This is a genomic window from Salmonella enterica subsp. diarizonae (assembly GCF_008692785.1).
In the GTDB taxonomy this organism is placed as follows: domain Bacteria; phylum Pseudomonadota; class Gammaproteobacteria; order Enterobacterales; family Enterobacteriaceae; genus Salmonella; species Salmonella diarizonae.
Genome location: NZ_VXJV01000005.1, coordinates 214,188 through 233,458, shown reverse-complemented (window position 1 = coordinate 233,458; position 19,271 = coordinate 214,188). Strand labels below are relative to the sequence as shown.

The window sequence follows — 19,271 nt, the reverse complement described above, 5'->3', positions numbered from 1 at the left end:
GCTTATCCGGTCTGACGGGATTTCTCCAGGCCGGATAAGACGCGTTCGCGTTGCTATCCGGCCTTTTCTCTCGTCGCGAATTCATTGTATCTTCCTGGGCCACGCGCTAGCATGGCTGTCTACTCAAGGAGGTCGTATGGATCTGTTGTACCGGGTAAAAACGCTGTGGGCCGCATTGCGCGGCAATCATTATACCTGGCCTGCCATCGATATCTTTTTGCCTGGCAACCGTCATTTTCACCTCGTCGGCAGTATCCATATGGGTACGCGCGATATGGCGCCCCTTCCCTCCAGACTGCTTAAAAAGCTTAAACGCGCCGATGCGCTGATTGTCGAAGCCGATGTCTCCGGTCATGATTCCCCGTTTGCCAGTCTGCCGACGTTTGCTGCGCTGGAAGATCGCATCAGCGAAGAGCAGTTGCGCAACCTGCGAAAAGTCGTCGAAGAGTTAGGCATTTCCCTGTCGCTGTTTTCCACTCAGCCGCTATGGCAAATCGCCATGATTTTACAGGCGACGCAAGCGCAACAGTTAGGCTTACGCCCCGAATACGGAATCGATTATCAACTGTTGCAGGCCGCGAAACAGACGCAAAAACCGGTGATCGAACTGGAAGGCGCAGCCAGTCAGATTGCGCTACTGTGTCAGTTACCGGATAACGGGCTGGCGCTGCTGGATGATACGCTGACGCACTGGCATACCAACGCCCGTCTGCTACAACAAATGATGAATTGGTGGTTAAAAATGCCGCAGCAGAATGGCCATATCACCTTACCCAAAACCTTTAGCCAGTCACTGTATGATGTGCTGATGCATCAACGTAATCTTGCCTGGCGGGATCGCCTGAATGCCATGCCGCCAGGACAATACGTGGTCGCCGTTGGCGCGCTCCATCTTTATGGGGAAGGAAATCTGCCGGAATTGATGCGTTAAAAAAATGGCCAATATCGCTATTGGCCCGTCAAAGAGGAATTTCATCATTATTATTATCCCGACGCTTTCGCTTCGGATCTTCAGATTGTCGCTCAAAGTTGCCGCAACTGCCAAGACCTAATGCACAAGATTATACTATTTTTTAGTCCGCCTTCGGGCGTATGCTGATGGCAAATCACGTCTGTAGTAAGAAGGAACGTTATGACACCCGCAGTTAAGTTACTCGAAAAGAACAAGATTCCGTTTAACATTCACACCTACGATCACGATCCGAATGAAACTAACTTTGGCGATGAAGTGGTGCGTAAGCTCGGGCTAAACGCCGATCAGGTGTATAAAACGCTTTTGGTTGCCGTGAATGGCGATATGAAGCAACTGGCAGTCGCCGTGACGCCTGTAGCCGGGCAACTGGATTTGAAAAAAGTCGCCAAAGCACTGGGCGCGAAAAAGGTCGATATGGCCGACCCGATGGTAGCACAACGTACCACGGGATATCTGGTCGGCGGGATCAGTCCGCTGGGGCAGAAAAAACGGCTGCCCACGTTGATTGACGCGCCCGCCCGCACGTTTGCCACTATTTATGTTTCCGGCGGTAAACGCGGACTGGATATTGAACTGGCGGCTGACGATTTGGCTGCCATACTGGGTGCCAAATTCGCTGATATCGCGCGTCGGGATTAAGCCTGCGCGAAATAGTTTTGCCGGATGGCGCCGCAAACGCCTTATCCGGCCTACAGCATATATAATCCGTAGGCCTTAAAGCTGCGCGCCATCAGGCAGTGATGGCTATCAGTACCGCTACAGCCAGCTCACCTCACCCTTTGGCGCAAAAGCCGCCGCATCCAGCGGCGAATTCTGCTGAATAAACTCTTTCAGCACTTCCGCGTCAATAAACCCGGTATTCACGTATCCCGGTTTGTTATCAATGCGCGGATAACCATCGCCGCCCGTGGCGTTGAAACTCAGCGTCGCCATGCGGTAGGTTTTGGCCGGATCAACAGGCTCGCCTTTGATTTTCAGATCGGTGAGCTTGCCCTCTTTGGCGACAAAGCTCACATTGGCGAACTGTGGATAGGCGCCGGAGTCCGGTTTCATCTGCGCTACGGCAGTGAGATAATCAACCACCTCTTTACCGCTCATATCGGCATACACCACAATGTTGCCGAACGGTTGCACCTTGAGCACGCTTTTATAGGTAATGTCTCCCGCCTCAATCGAGTCGCGAATGCCGCCGCCGCTCATCACGCCAAAATCGGCGCCAGTGCGCGCGATCTGCGCGGCCAGAATCACCCGCCCCATATTGGTCTGGACAAATCTGACCTTACTACGATCGCCTTCAAGAAACCCATTCACGCTACCAATTTTCACCTCCAGTTGCGCTTTACCTTTATTCTGGAACGGCGTTAATAACGAGAGCATTTGCGGATTTTCTGCGATTTCCGGCGTGTAAAGTACACGCTCGCTTTTCCCGTTATCCCAGGTCACTTTTTTCTTGAGATTTACCGGAATGAGCTGATAGTTAACCATTTTCATCTCGCCGTTACGGAATTCGAAATCCGCGCGGCCCACATATTTACCCCACTCATGCGCCTGCACGATCCAGATGCCGTTTTGCTTATCCGGCGCGCAGGGCGTTCCCGGTACGTAATTCACCTGTTTTTTATTTTCCGACGCCATGCATACCGGGTCTTGTGAGTGGCCACCCACAATCATCGCCAGCGAACCGGCAGGCAGGCTACGCGCCATCTCTACATCGCCCGGCGCATTCGAACCGTGATCGCCGTTGTCATAATGTCCCATATGCGTGGCCGCGATAATCACGTCCGGTTTTTCATTCATATTGAGTTCCTGAATCACCACCTTTGCTTCTTCAGCAGGTTTACGAAACTCAATATCGGTGAAATATTCCGGGTTGCCTATTTTCGCTGTGTCATCGGTGGTTAAGCCGATTACCGCGATTTTTATATCCTGGCGTGTAAAAATAGCCCACGGCTTAAACAGACGCTCGCCGGTACTTTTTTGATAAATATTGGCGGAAAGAAAAGGAAACTTCGCCCACTTTTCCTGCTGGCGCAATACGGTGAGCGGATTATCAAATTCATGATTACCGACGGCCATAGCGTCGTAGCCAATAAGATTCATCCCGCGGAAATCGGGCTCCGCATCCTGGAGATCGGATTCCGGCACCCCGGTATTAATGTCGCCGCCGGATAACAACAGGACGCTTCCCCCCTCTTGCGCCACCTCTTTACGGATACTGTCCACCAGCGTTTTTTGCGCCGCCAGACCATATTCACCATATTCGCTGCGCCAGAAGTGACCGTGGTGATCGTTGGTGTGCAGGATAGTAATTTTATAGGTTTTATCTTTTTCGTAAGCCTGTGCAGGCTGACTCGCCAGCGCGAACGCCGTCAGTAACGCCAGCGCCACACCCCGTTTCAAAAATTTCATGTTTCTCTCCCTGACTCAATATCAACCGCAGAAATTACCTTTCCTCGCAATAATAGACAAATATGTTTTCAGAATTGAGACTTCCTTCAAACACATTTCACAGGTATGTTAGGCGAGTAATAATTACACATCCGATTATCTCCAATATTGCATAAAATTTAAGTGACTTTCTATGGCCATGAGTGAACCAACCCAGCCGTTAGTCGGCGCGCCCGCAGCGGCCGCTAAAGCACGTACTTCGTTTGGTATTTTGGGCGCGATCAGTCTTTCCCATCTGCTGAACGATATGATCCAGTCGCTAATCTTAGCCATTTATCCCCTGTTGCAGGCGGAGTTCTCGCTGACCTTCGTCCAGATAGGCTTGATCACCCTGACGTTCCAGCTCGCCTCATCGCTGCTGCAACCGGTCGTCGGCTACTGGACGGATAAGTATCCCATGCCGTGGTCGCTGCCTGTCGGCATGTGTTTTACCCTGAGCGGGCTGGTGCTGTTGGCGATGGCGGGAAGTTTTGGCGCCGTATTGCTCGCAGCGGCGCTGGTGGGTACCGGCTCGTCCGTTTTTCACCCGGAATCGTCCCGCGTGGCGCGTATGGCCTCCGGCGGACGTCATGGCCTGGCGCAGTCTATCTTCCAGGTCGGCGGTAACTTCGGCAGTTCGTTGGGTCCGCTGCTGGCCGCCGTGATTATCGCGCCCTATGGCAAAGGGAATGTCGCCTGGTTTGTGCTGGCCGCGCTGCTGGCGATCGTGGTGCTGGCGCAGATCAGCCGCTGGTACGCAGCCCAGCACCGGATAGCGAAAGGAAAGCCAAAAGCGATAATAGCTAACCCGCTGCCGCGCAATAAAGTCGTGCTGGCCGTAAGCGTGTTACTGCTACTCATTTTCTCTAAATATTTTTATATGGCGAGCATCAGTAGCTACTACACCTTTTATCTGATGCAAAAATTCGGATTATCAATACAAAACGCGCAGCTCCATCTGTTTGCCTTCCTGTTTGCGGTGGCTGCCGGGACGGTAATCGGCGGGCCGGTGGGCGATAAAATCGGCAGAAAATATGTGATTTGGGGGTCTATTCTCGGCGTCGCGCCGTTTACCCTCGTTTTACCCTACGCCACGCTGTACTGGACGGGAATTTTAACCGTTATTATCGGCTTTATTCTCGCTTCGGCGTTTTCCGCCATTCTGGTTTATGCCCAGGAACTGCTGCCAGGACGTATCGGTATGGTTTCCGGCCTGTTTTTCGGGTTTGCCTTCGGGATGGGAGGCTTGGGCGCAGCGGTACTGGGGCTGATTGCCGACCATACCAGTATCTATTTAGTTTATAAAATCTGTGCTTTCCTGCCGCTTCTGGGGATACTAACCATATTCTTACCTGATAATCGACATAAAGCATGATTTTATGGCGGTTAAAGGTACGCTTTGACCGCCCGCACATCCCGATGCCATCACGCTTTGCCCATCCCATACTTACCACTTTTCCGTCCCGTGCTCTTTTTACCGTCAGATTCTATCTTTTTCCAAAACACAACCATTATTTATAAACATCCTGATTGAAATTGTCATAAACTATTACCCGGAGTTTTGGAGTCCAACAACCAAAGGAGACGGAATGCATCACGCCACCCCGCTTATCACCACCATTGTCGGCGGCCTTGTGCTCGCTTTTATTCTCGGCATGATTGCCAACAAATTGCGTATTTCTCCACTGGTGGGATATCTGTTAGCGGGCGTTCTGGCGGGACCCTTTACACCGGGTTTTGTTGCGGATACCAAACTGGCTCCTGAGCTGGCGGAGCTCGGCGTGATTCTATTGATGTTCGGCGTCGGGCTGCATTTTTCACTGAAGGATTTGATGGCGGTAAAGTCTATCGCCATTCCCGGCGCCGTCGCCCAGATAGCGGTGGCGACGCTGCTGGGTATGGCGCTTTCCGCCGTGTTGGGATGGTCATTAATGACCGGCATCGTCTTTGGGCTCTGTCTGTCTACCGCCAGTACCGTCGTCCTGCTGCGCGCGCTTGAGGAGCGACAACTCCTTGATAGCCAGCGCGGACAAATCGCCATCGGCTGGCTGATTGTCGAAGATCTGGTGATGGTGCTAACGCTGGTCTTGCTGCCCGCCGTCGCCGGCATGGTGGAAAAAGGCGATGTCGGCATAGCCTCGCTGGCGGTCGATATGGGGATGACCATTGGTAAAGTGGTGGCGTTTATCGCCATCATGATGCTGGTTGGACGCCGCCTGGTACCGTGGATTATGGCCCGCAGCGCCGCCACCGGTTCGCGCGAATTATTCACTCTTTCCGTACTGGCGCTGGCGTTAGGCATTGCGTTTGGCGCGGTAGAATTGTTTGACGTCTCTTTTGCGCTGGGCGCGTTCTTTGCCGGCATGGTGCTTAATGAGTCGGAACTGAGTCACCGGGCGGCGCACGATACGTTGCCGCTACGCGACGCATTTGCCGTCCTGTTTTTTGTTTCCGTCGGCATGCTGTTCGATCCGTTAATATTGATCCAACAACCGCTGGCGGTGCTGGCGACGCTTGCCATTATCGTCTTTGGTAAATCGATCGCCGCGTTTTTCCTGGTGCGTTTGTTCGGTCACTCGCCGCGAACCGCGCTGACCATTGCCGCCAGCCTGGCGCAAATCGGCGAGTTCGCCTTTATTCTCGCCGGACTCGGCATGGCGCTCAACCTGCTACCGCAAGCGGGTCAGAACCTGGTGCTGGCAGGCGCTATTTTGTCGATTATGCTTAATCCTGTGCTGTTTGCCCTGCTGGAGAAGTATCTGGCGAAAACTGAAACGCTGGAAGAGCAGACGCTGGAAGAGGCTATCGAAGAAGAGAAGCAAATTCCGGTGGATATTTGTAATCATGCCCTACTGGTGGGTTTTGGCCGCGTCGGCAGTCTGCTGGGGGAAAAATTACTGGCGGCGGGTATTCCGCTGGTGGTTATCGAAACGTCCCGTACCCGCGTGGATGAACTGCGCGAACGCGGGATTCGCGCCGTGCTGGGCAATGCCGCCAACGAAGAAATCATGAATCTGGCGCATCTGGACTGCGCCCGCTGGCTGCTATTGACCATCCCCAACGGTTACGAAGCCGGTGAGATCGTCGCCTCAGCGCGGGAAAAAAGCCCGGGTATTGAAATTATCGCCAGAGCGCATTACGACGATGAAGTCGATTACATTACTGAACGCGGGGCGAACCAGGTCGTGATGGGCGAGCGAGAGATTGCCCGGGCGATGCTGGAACTCCTTGAAACGCCGCCCGTGGGTGAAGTCGTCGCCAGTTGAGGGGTTGCCGGATGACACCAGGCGCCTTATCCGGCATGGAACGTCCCGGTTTACGTAGACCGCGCCACCAGGCAGTCAACGCCGGACGGCCCGATGCGCCCAGCGCCATCGGGCAAGACAGACTAGCGATCCCAGTACGACTCTTCCAGACTATCCTCACGCTCCGGTAGCCCACGCGTCAGACGCGGAGAGTGTTGGTTCAGTACCTGATAGCTGACACGGTTAGCATATTTACACACCTGCGCCAGCGACGAATAGGTCAGCCAGGTGAATTTGTGCTTACTGGAATTCGGTACGTTGCTACGATGGTAATTGTTCGCCGTAATATCATGCAACAGCGCCGCCAGCGCGCCATCGCCTGCGCCGTTGGTATTCATGATTTTTTCCGGCCCGCCCATATACGGCGCAATGTGCGAATAGACGCGTAGCGGATTAATACAATCTTTATGGCGCATCGCCCGGCTAAATTCATACTGGTTAAATTCAGCGATAGCCCCCGGCAGCAGCGGATGCTGGGTTTTACGTTTTGCTTCCTCTTCGGTGAAGCCTGCCATATATAACCCTATCGGCCCGGCGGTGCATAACACCAGGTCGACCCAGTCCAGCGCCTTATCCGCCGCCAGCAGCGGATCGTTTTCGCCGGTCAGCGCTTCCGCTTCTTCTTCATTCATTGCCAGAATCGAGACATTCTCTTTGAGAAACGCCTGCCACCACTGCGGGTTATCGGCAATCACAAATTTGGTGCCCAGCGTCATGACAACCGGCACGTTATGCTTTTTCGCGTATTCGATCGCTTTCATCGTCGCGTCAGGCATCGGTTCGCCAGGCTTACAGCGCACCAGATATGAGGTCAACACCAGCGCGGAGGCGCCAGCGATCACCGCTTCCGGAATACTTTCCGCCCGTAGCTGATTCATATGCCCGGGACTGATAGCGAAGGTGCGCTCGCCGGATTCGCCAATCAGCGTGAAACAGCGGCCAATCGGGCCATCTACAGCTTGCAGATAATTCAGGTCGGTACGGCTGGAAGTATTACACAGGTAGCGATAAGCGTAGCTGCCAATCTCAATGTTGCTGCACATCACGCCCAGTAACACCGAACGGTCATCCGCCAGTACCGAGTAGTTATGCATCGTATTGCCTATAGTACCGCCAGCAAACTGATGAGTGATCAGATTTTCCCGCGTCAGTTCCTGATACAGCTTCTCCGCCACCTCGTCTTCTATCACCAGAGAATGCCCGGCGCTTAATCCATAGCGTGTAATAAAATCGTCATCCACTTTCGCCTCAATATCCACCAACGTTTGGTCGATACCGACGACCCAGGAGGCGTTGGTTTCCTGTTCTGGCTGAATTTGTTGCAACAACGGGTCACGCGCATTGACGGGAAAATAGTGTTTGGATTTACGTTTACCGGGAAATTTCATGATTGTGCTTACGGATGAATAACGGAGCGCTGCATGGTAGCACATTCCTCCTAATACGCGCGACGGGTGACGGCGTTTCAATATCAGACGGCGAGATCGCAGTTTCTCCAGCCGCATTTTTTACAATGGTTCACTTTCACAAGGAGCGTTTTATGAAGCCGGAAAATAAAATTCCCGTACTCACCCGACTTTCAGACGAAATGAAAGCCGTCGTGAACTTCCAGCAACCAGGCCTTCCCCCCTGGCCTGCCGATGGCGATATTGAGACCCAACGTCAGTATTATCTTCTTGAGCGCCGTTTCTGGAATGCCGACGCGCCGCCCATGGCCACTCGCACCTGCGCCGTCCCTACGCCTTATGGCGATGTAATAACCCGGCTCTACTCGCCGCAGCCGACCAGTCAGGCCACCTTATACTATCTGCACGGCGGCGGATTTATCCTCGGTAATCTGGATACGCATGACCGGATAATGCGTCTGCTGGCGCGTTATACCTGCTGCACCGTTATCGGTATTGATTATTCGCTGTCGCCACAAGCGCGTTATCCGCAGGCCATTGAAGAAACCGTCGCGGTATGCCGCTACTTTTCTCAACATGCCGATAAATACTGGCTCAACGTGGAGAAGATCGGTTTCGCCGGAGATTCCGCAGGCGCCATGCTGGCGCTTGCCAGCGCGCTCTGGTTACGTGATAAGCAAATTCGCTGCGGTAACGTTATCGCTATTCTGTTGTGGTATGGGCTGTATGGGTTGCAGGATTCGGTAAGCCGGCGTCTGTTCGGCGGCGAGTGGGACGGCCTGACGCGTGAGGATCTGGACATGTACGAAAAGGCCTATCTGCGTAACGAAGAAGATCGGGAATCGCCCTGGTATTGTCTGTTTAATAACGATCTGACGCGTAACGTGCCGCCCTGTTTTATTGCCAGCGCGGAGTTTGATCCGCTCATTGATGACAGCCGTTTGCTGCACCAGACATTACAGGCGCACCGGCAGCCCTGCGAATACAAAATGTATCCCGGCACGCTGCACGCCTTCCTGCACTATTCACGGATGATGACAAGCGCCGACGATGCCTTGCAGGACGGCGCGCGCTTCTTTATGGCGAGAATTAAGACGCCGCGTTAACGGTACGGCGCCGTGAGTTTCAGCATCATATCAATATGTTCCGGCGTCGCGTTCAGCGCCGGAATGTACGCGTATTTTTTACCGCCCGCTTCAAGGAAAATCTCGCGGTTCTGTTCCGCTATCTCTTCCAGTGTCTCCAGACAATCCGCGGCAAATCCCGGACACATAACCTGAATATGGCCCGTTCCCTTTTCACCCAACATTTTTAGCGTTTCATCGGTGTACGGTGTCAGCCACGGTTCACGGCCAAAACGCGACTGGAATGTCATCATTACCTTTTCCGGCGGCAGCTCCAATGCGGAAACCAGCTCGCGCGTGGTATCGCGACAGCGCTGCGGGTAGTCATCGCCTTCATCCGCATAACGTTGTGGAATGCCGTGATAGGAGAGCAGAAGTAAATCCGGCTCGCCGTGTCTGGCGAACGACTCACGCGCGCTTTTCGCCAGCGCATCGATATAAGCGCCGTCATCCGCGTAATCGCGAATAAATGAGATACCGGGAATACGACGTTTACGCGCCAGTATCCGCCCCAGTTCGTCCCAGACTGCGCCCACCGTTGAGCAAGAGTACTGCGGGTACAACGGCAGCACGACGATATGGTCGACGTCGCTTGCTAACAGTTCATCGACAGCGCTTTCCAGCGAGGGCGAGCCGTAGCTCATCCCCAGCGCGACGGGCGTGTCTGGCAGCCGCGCGGCCAGCGCCTGTTGCTGTTCGCGGCTATATACCATGAGCGGCGAACCGCCATCCATCCAGATAGATTGATAGAGTTTCGCGACGCGCGGAGAACGCAACGGTAAAATAATGCCGCGCAGTAGCGGCCACCATAGCAGACGAGGAGTATCTACCACGCGTCTGTCGCTTAAAAATTGTTTAAGGTAGCGCTTTACCGCTTCGGGAGTTGGGGCATCTGGCGTGCCAAGGTTAGCCAGCAGGATACCGGTTTTCGTCTGACGCATTGCCGCCTCTTATCTATTCAAATTGTTGATAATTGTAGCGGAAAAGCGAAGAAGAAAAACTAATTGCTGTGAAAGGCACAAAGGGATGTTGCCTGATGGCGCGCAGCGTTAAGACCTGGGGTCTTGTAGGCAGGATAAGGCGTTTACGCCGCTATCCGGCACTCAATGCGCCGGATAGCGTCATACATTAACCGAGGATTTTTTCCAGGTCGGCACGCACGTCGGCAACGGCCTGCGTACCGTCAACTTTGGCGTATTTAGTGTTGCCCGCTTCCGCTTCTTTCTGGTAGTAGCCAATCAGCGGCGCGGTCATCTGATGATATTCCACCAGACGTTTGCGAACGGTCTCTTCCTGATCGTCTTTACGAGTCGTCAGATCTTCACCGGTGACGTCATCTTTGCCTTCTACTTTCGGCGGATTAAACTTAACGTGGTAAACGCGGCCAGATGCGGCGTGTACGCGACGACCAACAATACGGTCAACGATCAGTTCGTCCGGTACGTCAAATTCCAGCACGTAATCCACCACAATACCCGCTTCTTTCATCGCGTCAGCCTGCGGGATCGTGCGCGGAAAACCGTCCAGCAGAAAGCCGTTACGGCAGTCTTCCTGGGCGATGCGCTCTTTAACCAGCGCGATCACCAGTTCATCGGTCACCAGTTTACCGGCGTCCATGATATCTTTCGCCTGTTTGCCCAGCTCGGAGCCTGATTTCACTGCGGCGCGCAGCATATCGCCGGTGGAGATTTGCGGAATACCATATTTCTCCATGATGAACTGAGCCTGAGTTCCTTTACCCGCGCCCGGAGCGCCAAGCAGAATAATACGCATTACGAAAATCCCCTCAAAGGTTGTCGATATTTTTAAAAAAGCGCTAAACGATACCACCATCACGCATTTCGCTCAAGGAAGCAGCCCCGGGCTGAAACGGTTAACGATGGGAAAATTGAAAATAAGGCGGGAAAATGCCGGATGGCAGTGTAAACACCTTATCCGGCCTGAGATCGACGAGATGTTGTAGGCCGGATAAGCGTTAGCGCCATCCGGCATCACATAACCGCTATCAGGATACCAGCAGTTGGTTCATACGGCGGATAAACTGGTTCGGATCTTCCAGCGTGCCGCGTTCGGCAAACAGCGCCTGATCCAGCAGCAGCTCGACCCACTCTTTAAACTGCGCTTCATCCTGGGTATCGGCAGTGCGTTTGACCAGCACATGATCCGGGTTGAGCTCAAAGATATATTTCACTTCCGGTACGGACTGACCGGCCGCGGCGAACAGTTTCGCCATCTGGGTGCTCATTTCATCCGCATCGGTGGTGACAATCGCCGGCGTATCGGTTAAACGGTGCGTCAGACGCACGTCTTTCACGCGATCGCCCAGCAGGGTTTTGACACGCTCCACAAACGGCTCAAGCGCCTTTTCCGCTTCTTTCGCGTTTTCGTCTACTTCATCCGCCAGTTTTTCGATGGACTCATCGGCTTTGGCGACAGACTGGAACGCTTTACCGTCAAACTCGGTCAGGTAGTTCATCATCCACTCGTCGATGCGATCGGAGAGCAGCAGCACTTCGATGCCTTTCTTACGCAGCAGTTCCAGATGCGGGCTGTTTTTCGCCGCCGCATAGCTGTCTGCGGTGATGTAGTAGATTTTTTCCTGCCCTTCTTTCATCCGGGAGACGTAATCTTCCAGCGACACGGTCTGTGCGGAAGAGTCGGTATAGGTGGAGGCAAAGCGCAACAGTTTGGCGATCGCTTCCTGGTTGGCGTGATCTTCCGCCGGGCCTTCTTTCAGCACCAGACCGAACTGTTTCCAGAAGGTTTGGTATTTTTCCGCGTCGTCTTTCGCCAGTTTTTCCAGCATTTGCAGAACGCGTTTGGTCAGGGCGCTGCGCAGATTACGCGTCACCGTGCTGTCCTGCAGGATTTCACGGGAGACGTTCAACGGCAGGTCGTTAGAATCAATCAGGCCGCGCACGAAACGCAGATAGTTCGGCATGAACTGCTCGGCATCGTCCATAATGAACACACGCTGTACGTATAGCTTCAGGCCATGTTTGTGATCGCGGTTCCACAGATCCCACGGCGCCTGCGACGGGATATACAGCAGGCTGGTGTATTCCTGCTTGCCTTCCACGCGGTTGTGGCTCCAGGTCAGCGGATCGGTAAAATCATGCGCGATATGCTTGTAAAACTCGTTGTACTCGTCGTCTTTAATTTCCGACTTGTTGCGGGTCCACAGCGCCTGGGCCTTGTTGATTTTCTCCCAGGAGATCACGGTTTCGCCGTCTTTTTCTTCCCGTTTTTCAATCTCTACCGGCAGGGCGATGTGATCGGAATATTTGCTGATAATCGAGCGTACGCGCCAGTCATCGAGGAATTCATCTTCGCCTTCACGCAGGTGTAAGGTGATTTCCGTACCGCGGTCATCTTTGGTGATATCGGCAACGGTGTATTCGCCTTCGCCAGCCGATTCCCAGAACACGCCATTTTCCGGCTTGTCACCTGCCGCACGGGTACGCACAGTCACTTTATCGGCAACAATAAACGCGGAGTAGAAGCCTACGCCAAACTGACCGATGAGCTGGCTATCTTTCGCCTGATCGGACCCCATTGATTCGAGGAAAGATTTGGTGCCGGACTTGGCAATGGTGCCTAAGTGGTCAATCACCTCATCACGATTCATCCCCACGCCGTTATCGGCAATGGTCAACGTACGCTTATCTTTATCGAAAGAGACGCGCACACGCAGTTCGCCATCGCCCTCATACAGGTCCGGGTTTGACAGAGCGCGGAAACGCAGCTTATCCGCCGCATCTGAGGCGTTAGAGATGAGTTCACGCAGGAAGATTTCTTTATTGGAATAAAGAGAATGGATCATCAGGTGCAGAAGCTGTTTAACTTCTGACTGAAAACCACGCGTTTCTTGTCCTTTCATGTGGATAGACCTCAACAATGCCATTTTTAATGGTAAAAATACGTTGAGGGTGAGATGGGGACAAGCGGGTGTGATTTCAAGCGGAGGCCGCGAATGCCGCCTCCGTTTGTTCAGAAAATAATCTTATGGCGTCCCGCCAAAGAGTGGGACAGCGTCGTACCGTCGACCATCTCCAGTTCGCCACCAACCGGCACGCCGTGGGCGATACGGCTAGCCTCGACGCCATACTCCGCGCACAGCTCGGCAATATAGTTCGCGGTAGCCTCCCCTTCAACCGTCGGGTTGGTCGCGAGGATCAGCTCGCTGATTTTTTCTGACGCCAGTCGCTGTTCCAGACGATCGAGACCGATATCATCCGGCCCGATGCCGTCCAGCGGTGACAGGTGGCCCATCAGTACAAAATACCGTCCGGAAAATTGCCCGGTCTGCTCAATGGCGTAGATATCCGCAGGACTCTCCACCACGCAAATCTGGCCGTTTTCCTGACGCCGCGGGTTCGAACAGATATTACAGATATCCTGCTCGGTAAAGGTGCGGCAATCGGCGCAGTGGCCGATTTCCGACATCGCCCGGGTCAGCGCCTGCGCCAGGCGCATTCCGCCACTGCGATCGCGCTGCAACAGGGTAAACGCCATCCGCTGCGCCGACTTAGGGCCGACGCCCGGCAGGCAGCGCAACGCTTCCATAAGCTGAGTTAACAGCGGACTGGTTTGCATCAGAATGGCATCTTAAAGCCTGGCGGCAGTTGCATACCGGAAGAGACGGAAGCCATCTTCTCTTTCTGCGTCTCTTCAATGCGGCGCGCCGCATCGTTGAAGGCCGCAGCGACCAGATCTTCCAGCATCTCTTTGTCATCTTCCAGCAGGCTTGGGTCAATTTCCACGCGGCGGCAGTTATGCGCGCCGTTGATGGTAACCTTCACCAGACCCGCGCCGGATTCGCCGGTTACTTCTAGCTGCGCAATCTCTTCCTGCATTTTCTGCATTTTTTCCTGCATCTGCTGGGCCTGTTTCATCAGATTGCCCAGACCGCCTTTTCCAAACATAAGCTCTCTCTCTTGATGGTTCACAATCGCAAGCCAGGCTTACGATCAAATGGGGCGGATACTCTCTTCATCCAGCTCTGCGTCGAAGAATCGGCGTAGCGTCTGAATGTTATTATCCGCGATAATTGACTCACGCGCCTGCGCGAGTTTCTCTTCATAAATGGCCTGACGCCATTCCAGCGGCGTACGCACTGCGGGATTATCATCTTCAACGATGGTCAGTTCAACCGTCGTTCCTGTCAGATCGCTTAGCGCTTGCGCCAGCTTTTGCTGCGCGCCGCTGGAGTTGAGATGCCGCTGCGTCGAACGCAGATGCAGACAAACCGCGTTGCCGCTTTGCTCCTTCCAGGCATTGAGCGCCACCTGCTCCACCAGCTTAGGCAGAGAAAGCTGGCTAACCTGCGCTGCCCACGGATCGCGCTCAATAGCTTCCGCCGCCAGTTTAGCCGCCAGCTCCGGCGTTTTTTCATGCTCCAGAGCTTTCTTAAGCGCTTTTGGCGTAGCCACCACTTCTTTGGTTTGCACTACCGGCGTGGTGGCCTTCCAGCGATAAGCCTCTTTCTTTACTGACGCCGTTTCCAGCGCAGACACCGCTGGGCGCGCCTGTACGCGCTCTGAAACCGAGGCCAGCCGCTCCAGCGCAGAGTTATTCACCGGCCGCGCGCGGGATGCGGCTGCCGGTTCACTCTTTTTTGTTTTGGTTACTCCCTGCGCGCGCTGTAGCTGATTACGCGCCGCCAGCACCTGACTGGTGGAAGCTGGCAGCGGCGCTGGCGATGTCTGCGACGCGGGCGCCGACTGCTGCGGCACCTGCGTCGGCGTCATTACCGCCGTTGGGGCGACGGGCGCAAAAGACTGCCGCGGCGTTTCAGGCTCCGGCAAGGGCATACGCGGGTGAAACGCCAGCGCACGCAGTAACGTCATTTCAACGCCCATCCGCCGGTCCGGCGCCCAGGGCAATTCTTTGCGGCCAATCAACAACGTCTGATAATAGAGCTGGAGATCGCCGGGAGGCACCGTCCGGGCAAGTTCGCGCATCCGTTGCTCAATAGCCGCCATATCGCTGCCTAACGCGGCAGGCGAAAGTTGCACCATCGCAATACGGTGCAGCAGGCTAAGCATTTCGACCAGCAGCGCTTCCCATTCAATACCGCGTGCCGCCGCCTCGTTGATAAGCGACATGACGCGTTCGCCGTTAGCGTCAACCACCGCCTCGACTAATGACAATGCCTGGTCGTCGTCCAGCGTACCGAGCATGGCGCTTACCGCCTGCGTCGAGACCTGTCCATCGCCGCTGGCGATCGCCTGGTCAGTCAGACTTAATGCATCGCGCAGGCTGCCGTCAGCCGCGCGTGATAATAACTGCAACGCGCGGGGTTCGTGAGCGATATGTTCCTCATTGAGAATATGCTCAAGCTGATGACGAATCTGTTCAACATCCAGCGCTTTGAGATGAAACTGTAGGCAGCGCGACAAAATGGTCACCGGTAGCTTCTGCGGATCGGTGGTCGCCAGTAAAAATTTCACATGCGCTGGCGGCTCTTCAAGCGTTTTAAGGAGCGCATTAAAGCTGTGGCGCGACAGCATGTGGACTTCGTCTATCAGATAGACCTTAAAGCGACCGCGCGCAGGCGCGTACTGGACGTTATCCAGCAGGTCGCGGGTGTCTTCGACTTTGGTACGCGATGCGGCGTCAATCTCAATGAGATCGACAAAACGCCCCTGCTCAATTTCCCGGCAGTTATCGCAAACGCCGCACGGCGTCGCGGTGATGCCGGTTTCACAGTTCAGCCCCTTCGCCAGCAGTCGGGCGATAGAGGTTTTACCGACGCCGCGCGTGCCGGAAAAAAGATATGCGTGATGAATGCGCCCTAACGACAAGCCGTTCGCCAGTGCGGTCAGCACATGTTCCTGGCCGACGACGTCAGCAAAGGTTTGTGGGCGCCATTTTCGGGCTAAGACCTGATAACTCATTGGCAGGCTCTGAAACGCTGGAAGGTGGATTCATAGGAGGGTAATGCTAACACAACCTCGCCGATACAGCGAGGTTGTCTCTCTGGCTAAAATAGCAGTGCGGATAGTCTGAATTAATGCCCTGGAAACGGCACCAGGCTATAACAGGTAATCCCCTGCTTTTCCAGACGCTACTCACCGCCCAGATCGAACAAATTGATGATGAACGCCGCATCGGTGACTTTCCCGCCCAGACGACGGATCAGCTTCACGGTCGCCTCAATGGTGCCACCTGTCGCCAACAGATCGTCCACGACCAGCACGTTGTCGCCAGGTTTAATCGCGTCGACATGGATTTCCAGCTGATCGGTGCCATACTCCAGTTCATAGGTCTCGGCAATAGTTTCACGCGGTAATTTGCGCGGTTTACGTACCGGAACAAAACCAACGCCCAGCCCAAGCGCAACCGGCGCGCCAAACAGGAAGCCACGCGCTTCGGTGCCGACCACTTTGGTAATACCCGCATTTTTATAACGCTCAACCAACAGGTCAATACTGAGCGCGTAGGCTTTCGGGTCTTCCAGTAAGCTGGTGACATCACGGAAAAGAATGCCCGGTTTCGGGTAATCCTGAATGCTTTTGATGCTGTTTTTGAGAAACTCAAGCTGCTGTGCAGTCGCGGTCATGGATATATGCCTGCTAAGTACGGTGTTACTCACGGCGCAATACTTTTCGGTCAGGAGTAACGCTCGGTTACTCTTTGACCGCCTGCGCCTGTGCTCGAAAACGGTCGAATTTACTGGCTGTGAACGACAATTGCAACAGCGATTCGTGTGCTTCAGCGCTTTTGTTGCTTTTCATCAATCACCGGTATCCGCCACATAAAAATCAGCAGGCAGGTCAAAATAACCAACAGCAGCACCCGCACCCACATCATATTCACCAGCCACAGCGAAATACCAAAGGTCAGCAATATCAGCGCGATCGCTCGCGGTTTTGCTCCCGGCGGCATGGCTCGATAGCGTTGCCAGTGGCGCAGATAACCGCCAAACCATGAGCGGTATAACAGCCAGGCATGGAAACGCGGCGACGAGCGGGCGAAACACCAGGCCGCCAGTAAAATGAACGGCGTAGTCGGCAACAGGGGCAAAACCACGCCCAATGTCCCTAATACTACCGCCAGCCAGCCAATGATGATTAAAATAGTACGTTGCATAATGCGAATCGTTATCAAACAGAAGGCTACTGTAGCACAGCCTGTCTTATTTTCATCGGGGTGTTGAATTGAAAACCGCTATGCTGTTACAGACGCTGGAAGAGAGGCTGGCGACGCTACGCCAACGCTGCGCGCCGCTGGCGCAACATGCGACGTTAAGCGCGCGCTTTGACCGGCATCTTTTCCGTACCCGCAGTACTCTGTTGCAGGGATATCTGGAAGAGGCAGACGCCAATCTCGCCGCGCTGCGTCAGGCGGTAAAACATGAGCAACTGCCGCAAGTCGCCTGGCTGGCGGAACATCTGGCTTCGCAACTAGAGGCGATATCGCGTGAAACCGCCGCCTGGTCGCTGCGCCAGTGGGATACCGCCGCGCCAGGACTTGGCCGTTGGCAGCGCAGACGAATACAGCATCAGGAGTTTGAACGTCGACTCCTGGCGATGACACAGGAGCGCAAAATTCGTCTGGCGCAGGCGACCCGCCTTGTCGAACAACAAACGCTGCAAAAGGAAGTCGAGATCTATGAAGAACGACTGGCGCGCTGTCGACATGCGCTGGAAAAAATAGAAAACGTACTGGCGCGTTTAACCCGTTAATCCAGGAGAAAGTATGTCGCTTGAAAATGCCCCTGATGAAGTCAAACTGGCCGTGGATTTAATTGTTCTACTTGAAGAGAATCGCTTACCGGCACGAACGGTGCTACGCGCGCTGGAAATTGTTAGGCGTGATTATGAAAACAAGTTAAAAAGTACGGAAGACGACTCGCAAACAGAGTAATTGCCCCCTGGTTTGTCCTCGTTGTCGCTGACAGAGTGGTCGCCACAGTCAGGCAACAAGGGACGGGTCATGGAACGTCTACCCACCACGCCGCACGATGCGGTATTTCGACAGATGCTGATGCAAAAAGAGGTCGCCCGCGACTTTCTGGCTATCCACTTGCCAGAAGCCTTTCTTGAAATCTGCGATCTGGATTCACTGAAGCTGGAGTCGGGGAGTTTTGTTGAAGGCAATTTACACAGCCGCTATTCAGATATTCTCTACTCTCTGCATATCCAACACGGCCCCGGGTATGTTTACGCGCTCATTGAACATCAGAGCAAATCAGACCGGCTGATGGCTTTTCGCCTGATGCGTTACGCCATTGCCGCAATGCAGCGTCATCTGGATGCCGGTCATGATACCTTGCCGCTGGTGGTGCCAATCCTCTTTTATCACGGTCCGGAAAGCCCGTGGCCCTATAGCCTTAACTGGCATAATATGTTTGTGAAACCGGATATGGCGAAGGCCTTATACCCAAAATAATTCGAGTTGCTTAAAGGCGGCAAGGGAGTGAGTCCCCAGGAGCATAGATAACTATGTGACTGGGGTGAGCGAGCGTAGCCAACACATAAGCAACTTGAAGTATGAAGGGTATATACAGTCATGAATTTGCGCTGGTCGACCTGACGATAATGCCGGATAATCAGCTTTTGCAGCATCGGCGGATAGCGATGTTAGCGCTCCTGCAAAAACATATTCGTCAACGCGATTTAAGCGAACTGCTCGACCCCCTTATCACGCTTTTAACGCAGGACCATTTAACGGACACGCAGCTCAGTGTGCTGGTCAACTATATGTTGAAAGCAGGAAACGCCGCAGAACCCGGGGCGCTGATTCGTCAACTGGCGCAGGGCGCGCCGCAGTATAAGGAGCAACTGATGACAATAGCGGAATGGCTGGAAGAAAAAGGCCGCACGGAAGGGTTGCAAAAGGGCCTGCAAAAAGGGCTTGAGCAAGGGTTAGCACAAGGCCGTGAGGCCGAAGCGCGCGCTATTGCCCGCAAAATGCTTGCCAACGGGCTGGAACCCGGACTCATCGCTAGCGTCACCGGCATTACGCCGGAAGAGCTTTCTACGCTTTCGCATTAGCGGTGCCGCGCGCACTAATAAAGCGCGCGGCCCAC

General features: G+C 54.2%; 17 protein-coding genes, 2 pseudogenes and 1 other annotated feature. Of the genes and pseudogenes, 9 read left to right on the top strand and 10 right to left on the bottom strand.

The features are described from left to right. The first annotated feature begins 136 nt into the window (after positions 1-136). Positions 137-931: a TraB/GumN family protein gene (locus F4V72_RS12305; RefSeq protein ID WP_136058428.1), complete on the top strand. Its 795-nt coding sequence runs from the start codon at positions 137-139 to the stop codon at positions 929-931. A gap of 201 nt (positions 932-1,132) precedes the next feature. Further along, positions 1,133-1,612, top strand: a complete 480-nt coding sequence (gene ybaK, locus F4V72_RS12300; RefSeq protein WP_000186618.1) for a Cys-tRNA(Pro)/Cys-tRNA(Cys) deacylase YbaK — start codon at positions 1,133-1,135, stop codon at positions 1,610-1,612. 117 nt (positions 1,613-1,729) lie between these two features. On the opposite strand, the gene ushA is transcribed toward ybaK, so the two are convergent. Beyond that, a complete protein-coding gene (gene ushA, locus F4V72_RS12295; protein ID WP_023246719.1) occupies positions 1,730-3,382 on the bottom strand; it encodes a bifunctional UDP-sugar hydrolase/5'-nucleotidase UshA in 1,653 nt (550 codons plus the stop codon). Between the two features lie 172 nt (positions 3,383-3,554). Here ushA and F4V72_RS12290 point away from each other — a divergent pair, with 172 nt between their 5' ends. Together F4V72_RS12290 and ybaL are read left to right on the top strand one after the other, a co-directional pair. Then, positions 3,555-4,775, top strand: a complete 1,221-nt coding sequence (locus tag F4V72_RS12290; RefSeq protein WP_136058429.1) for an MFS transporter — start codon at positions 3,555-3,557, stop codon at positions 4,773-4,775. 214 nt (positions 4,776-4,989) lie between these two features. Further along, positions 4,990-6,666, top strand: a complete 1,677-nt coding sequence (ybaL, locus tag F4V72_RS12285; RefSeq protein ID WP_053508516.1) for a YbaL family putative K(+) efflux transporter — start codon at positions 4,990-4,992, stop codon at positions 6,664-6,666. Positions 6,667-6,788: 122 nt separating this feature from the next. Here ybaL and gsk read toward each other — a convergent pair whose 3' ends face one another. Beyond that, positions 6,789-8,093 (bottom strand): inosine/guanosine kinase, encoded by a 1,305-nt coding sequence (gene gsk, locus F4V72_RS12275; RefSeq protein WP_023246716.1) that lies wholly within the window; start codon positions 8,091-8,093, stop codon positions 6,789-6,791. A 152-nt stretch (positions 8,094-8,245) separates the two neighbouring features. On the opposite strand from gsk, the gene aes reads away from it, so the two are divergent. Further along, entirely contained in the window at positions 8,246-9,217 is a 972-nt protein-coding gene (aes, locus tag F4V72_RS12270; RefSeq protein WP_023246715.1) for an acetyl esterase, read from the top strand. On the opposite strand, the gene hemH is transcribed toward aes, so the two are convergent. From hemH to F4V72_RS12230, 8 genes are all read right to left on the bottom strand, one after another. Beyond that, a complete protein-coding gene (gene hemH / locus F4V72_RS12265; protein ID WP_023246714.1) occupies positions 9,214-10,176 on the bottom strand; it encodes a ferrochelatase in 963 nt (320 codons plus the stop codon). The two genes, aes and hemH, sit on opposite strands and share 4 nt — an antisense overlap. Before the next feature lie 187 nt (positions 10,177-10,363). Next, positions 10,364-11,008 carry an adenylate kinase gene (gene adk / locus F4V72_RS12260; protein WP_023246713.1) on the bottom strand — a complete coding sequence of 215 codons (645 nt, stop codon included), beginning with the start codon at positions 11,006-11,008 and terminating at the stop codon, positions 10,364-10,366. A 232-nt stretch (positions 11,009-11,240) separates the two neighbouring features. Further along, complete coding sequence (gene htpG / locus F4V72_RS12255; protein ID WP_053508520.1) at positions 11,241-13,115, bottom strand: molecular chaperone HtpG; 1,875 nt, start codon at positions 13,113-13,115, stop codon at positions 11,241-11,243. Between the two features lie 110 nt (positions 13,116-13,225). Then, on the bottom strand, positions 13,226-13,831 hold the full coding sequence (gene recR / locus F4V72_RS12250) for a recombination mediator RecR (RefSeq protein WP_001195019.1): 606 nt from the start codon (positions 13,829-13,831) through the stop codon (positions 13,226-13,228). Next, a complete protein-coding gene (locus F4V72_RS12245; protein WP_000467098.1) occupies positions 13,831-14,160 on the bottom strand; it encodes a YbaB/EbfC family nucleoid-associated protein in 330 nt (109 codons plus the stop codon). The genes recR and F4V72_RS12245 overlap by 1 nt, the downstream gene beginning before the upstream one ends. Before the next feature lie 45 nt (positions 14,161-14,205). After that, complete coding sequence (gene dnaX / locus F4V72_RS12240; protein WP_070801513.1) at positions 14,206-16,134, bottom strand: DNA polymerase III subunit gamma/tau; 1,929 nt, start codon at positions 16,132-16,134, stop codon at positions 14,206-14,208. After that, positions 14,809-14,873: a sequence feature (DnaX frameshifting element), on the bottom strand. (Overlaps the previous gene by 65 nt.) Positions 16,135-16,304: 170 nt before the next feature. Further along, positions 16,305-16,799, bottom strand: a complete 495-nt coding sequence (gene apt, locus F4V72_RS12235) for an adenine phosphoribosyltransferase (protein WP_136058430.1) — start codon at positions 16,797-16,799, stop codon at positions 16,305-16,307. 152 nt (positions 16,800-16,951) lie between these two features. After that, complete coding sequence (locus F4V72_RS12230) at positions 16,952-17,329, bottom strand: DUF454 family protein (RefSeq protein WP_023178567.1); 378 nt, start codon at positions 17,327-17,329, stop codon at positions 16,952-16,954. Positions 17,330-17,397: 68 nt separating this feature from the next. Here F4V72_RS12230 and priC point away from each other — a divergent pair, with 68 nt between their 5' ends. The 4 genes and pseudogenes from priC to F4V72_RS12210 all read left to right on the top strand — a co-directional run. Further along, the gene (gene priC / locus F4V72_RS12225; RefSeq protein WP_023246709.1) at positions 17,398-17,925 is read left to right on the top strand and encodes a primosomal replication protein N''; all 528 of its coding nucleotides are present in this window, start codon (positions 17,398-17,400) and stop codon (positions 17,923-17,925) included. 13 nt (positions 17,926-17,938) lie between these two features. After that, positions 17,939-18,106, top strand: coding sequence for a pleiotropic regulatory protein RsmS (gene rsmS / locus F4V72_RS12220; protein WP_023246708.1), 168 nt, complete (start codon positions 17,939-17,941; stop codon positions 18,104-18,106). Between the two features lie 69 nt (positions 18,107-18,175). Beyond that, a pseudogene (locus F4V72_RS12215) lies at positions 18,176-18,619 on the top strand (Rpn family recombination-promoting nuclease/putative transposase); the annotation flags it as partial. Between the two features lie 125 nt (positions 18,620-18,744). Beyond that, positions 18,745-19,236: pseudogene (locus F4V72_RS12210) on the top strand (Rpn family recombination-promoting nuclease/putative transposase); the annotation flags it as partial. Positions 19,237-19,271: the final 35 nt, after the last annotated feature.

What these genes read in the sequence shown, in the direction of transcription:
- gsk (WP_023246716.1), bottom strand. Translation starts at nt 8,093, where the DNA reads ATGAAATTTCCCGGTAAACGTAAATCCAAACACTATTTTCCCGTCAAT.
- F4V72_RS12290 (WP_136058429.1), top strand. Translation starts at nt 3,555, where the DNA reads ATGGCCATGAGTGAACCAACCCAGCCGTTAGTCGGCGCGCCCGCAGCG.
- F4V72_RS12305 (WP_136058428.1), top strand. Translation starts at nt 137, where the DNA reads ATGGATCTGTTGTACCGGGTAAAAACGCTGTGGGCCGCATTGCGCGGC.
- rsmS (WP_023246708.1), top strand. Translation starts at nt 17,939, where the DNA reads ATGTCGCTTGAAAATGCCCCTGATGAAGTCAAACTGGCCGTGGATTTA.
- apt (WP_136058430.1), bottom strand. Translation starts at nt 16,799, where the DNA reads ATGACCGCGACTGCACAGCAGCTTGAGTTTCTCAAAAACAGCATCAAA.
- aes (WP_023246715.1), top strand. Translation starts at nt 8,246, where the DNA reads ATGAAGCCGGAAAATAAAATTCCCGTACTCACCCGACTTTCAGACGAA.
- dnaX (WP_070801513.1), bottom strand. Translation starts at nt 16,134, where the DNA reads ATGAGTTATCAGGTCTTAGCCCGAAAATGGCGCCCACAAACCTTTGCT.
- hemH (WP_023246714.1), bottom strand. Translation starts at nt 10,176, where the DNA reads ATGCGTCAGACGAAAACCGGTATCCTGCTGGCTAACCTTGGCACGCCA.
- htpG (WP_053508520.1), bottom strand. Translation starts at nt 13,115, where the DNA reads ATGAAAGGACAAGAAACGCGTGGTTTTCAGTCAGAAGTTAAACAGCTT.
- F4V72_RS12230 (WP_023178567.1), bottom strand. Translation starts at nt 17,329, where the DNA reads ATGCAACGTACTATTTTAATCATCATTGGCTGGCTGGCGGTAGTATTA.
- adk (WP_023246713.1), bottom strand. Translation starts at nt 11,008, where the DNA reads ATGCGTATTATTCTGCTTGGCGCTCCGGGCGCGGGTAAAGGAACTCAG.
- ybaL (WP_053508516.1), top strand. Translation starts at nt 4,990, where the DNA reads ATGCATCACGCCACCCCGCTTATCACCACCATTGTCGGCGGCCTTGTG.
- ushA (WP_023246719.1), bottom strand. Translation starts at nt 3,382, where the DNA reads ATGAAATTTTTGAAACGGGGTGTGGCGCTGGCGTTACTGACGGCGTTC.
- F4V72_RS12245 (WP_000467098.1), bottom strand. Translation starts at nt 14,160, where the DNA reads ATGTTTGGAAAAGGCGGTCTGGGCAATCTGATGAAACAGGCCCAGCAG.
- ybaK (WP_000186618.1), top strand. Translation starts at nt 1,133, where the DNA reads ATGACACCCGCAGTTAAGTTACTCGAAAAGAACAAGATTCCGTTTAAC.
- recR (WP_001195019.1), bottom strand. Translation starts at nt 13,831, where the DNA reads ATGCAAACCAGTCCGCTGTTAACTCAGCTTATGGAAGCGTTGCGCTGC.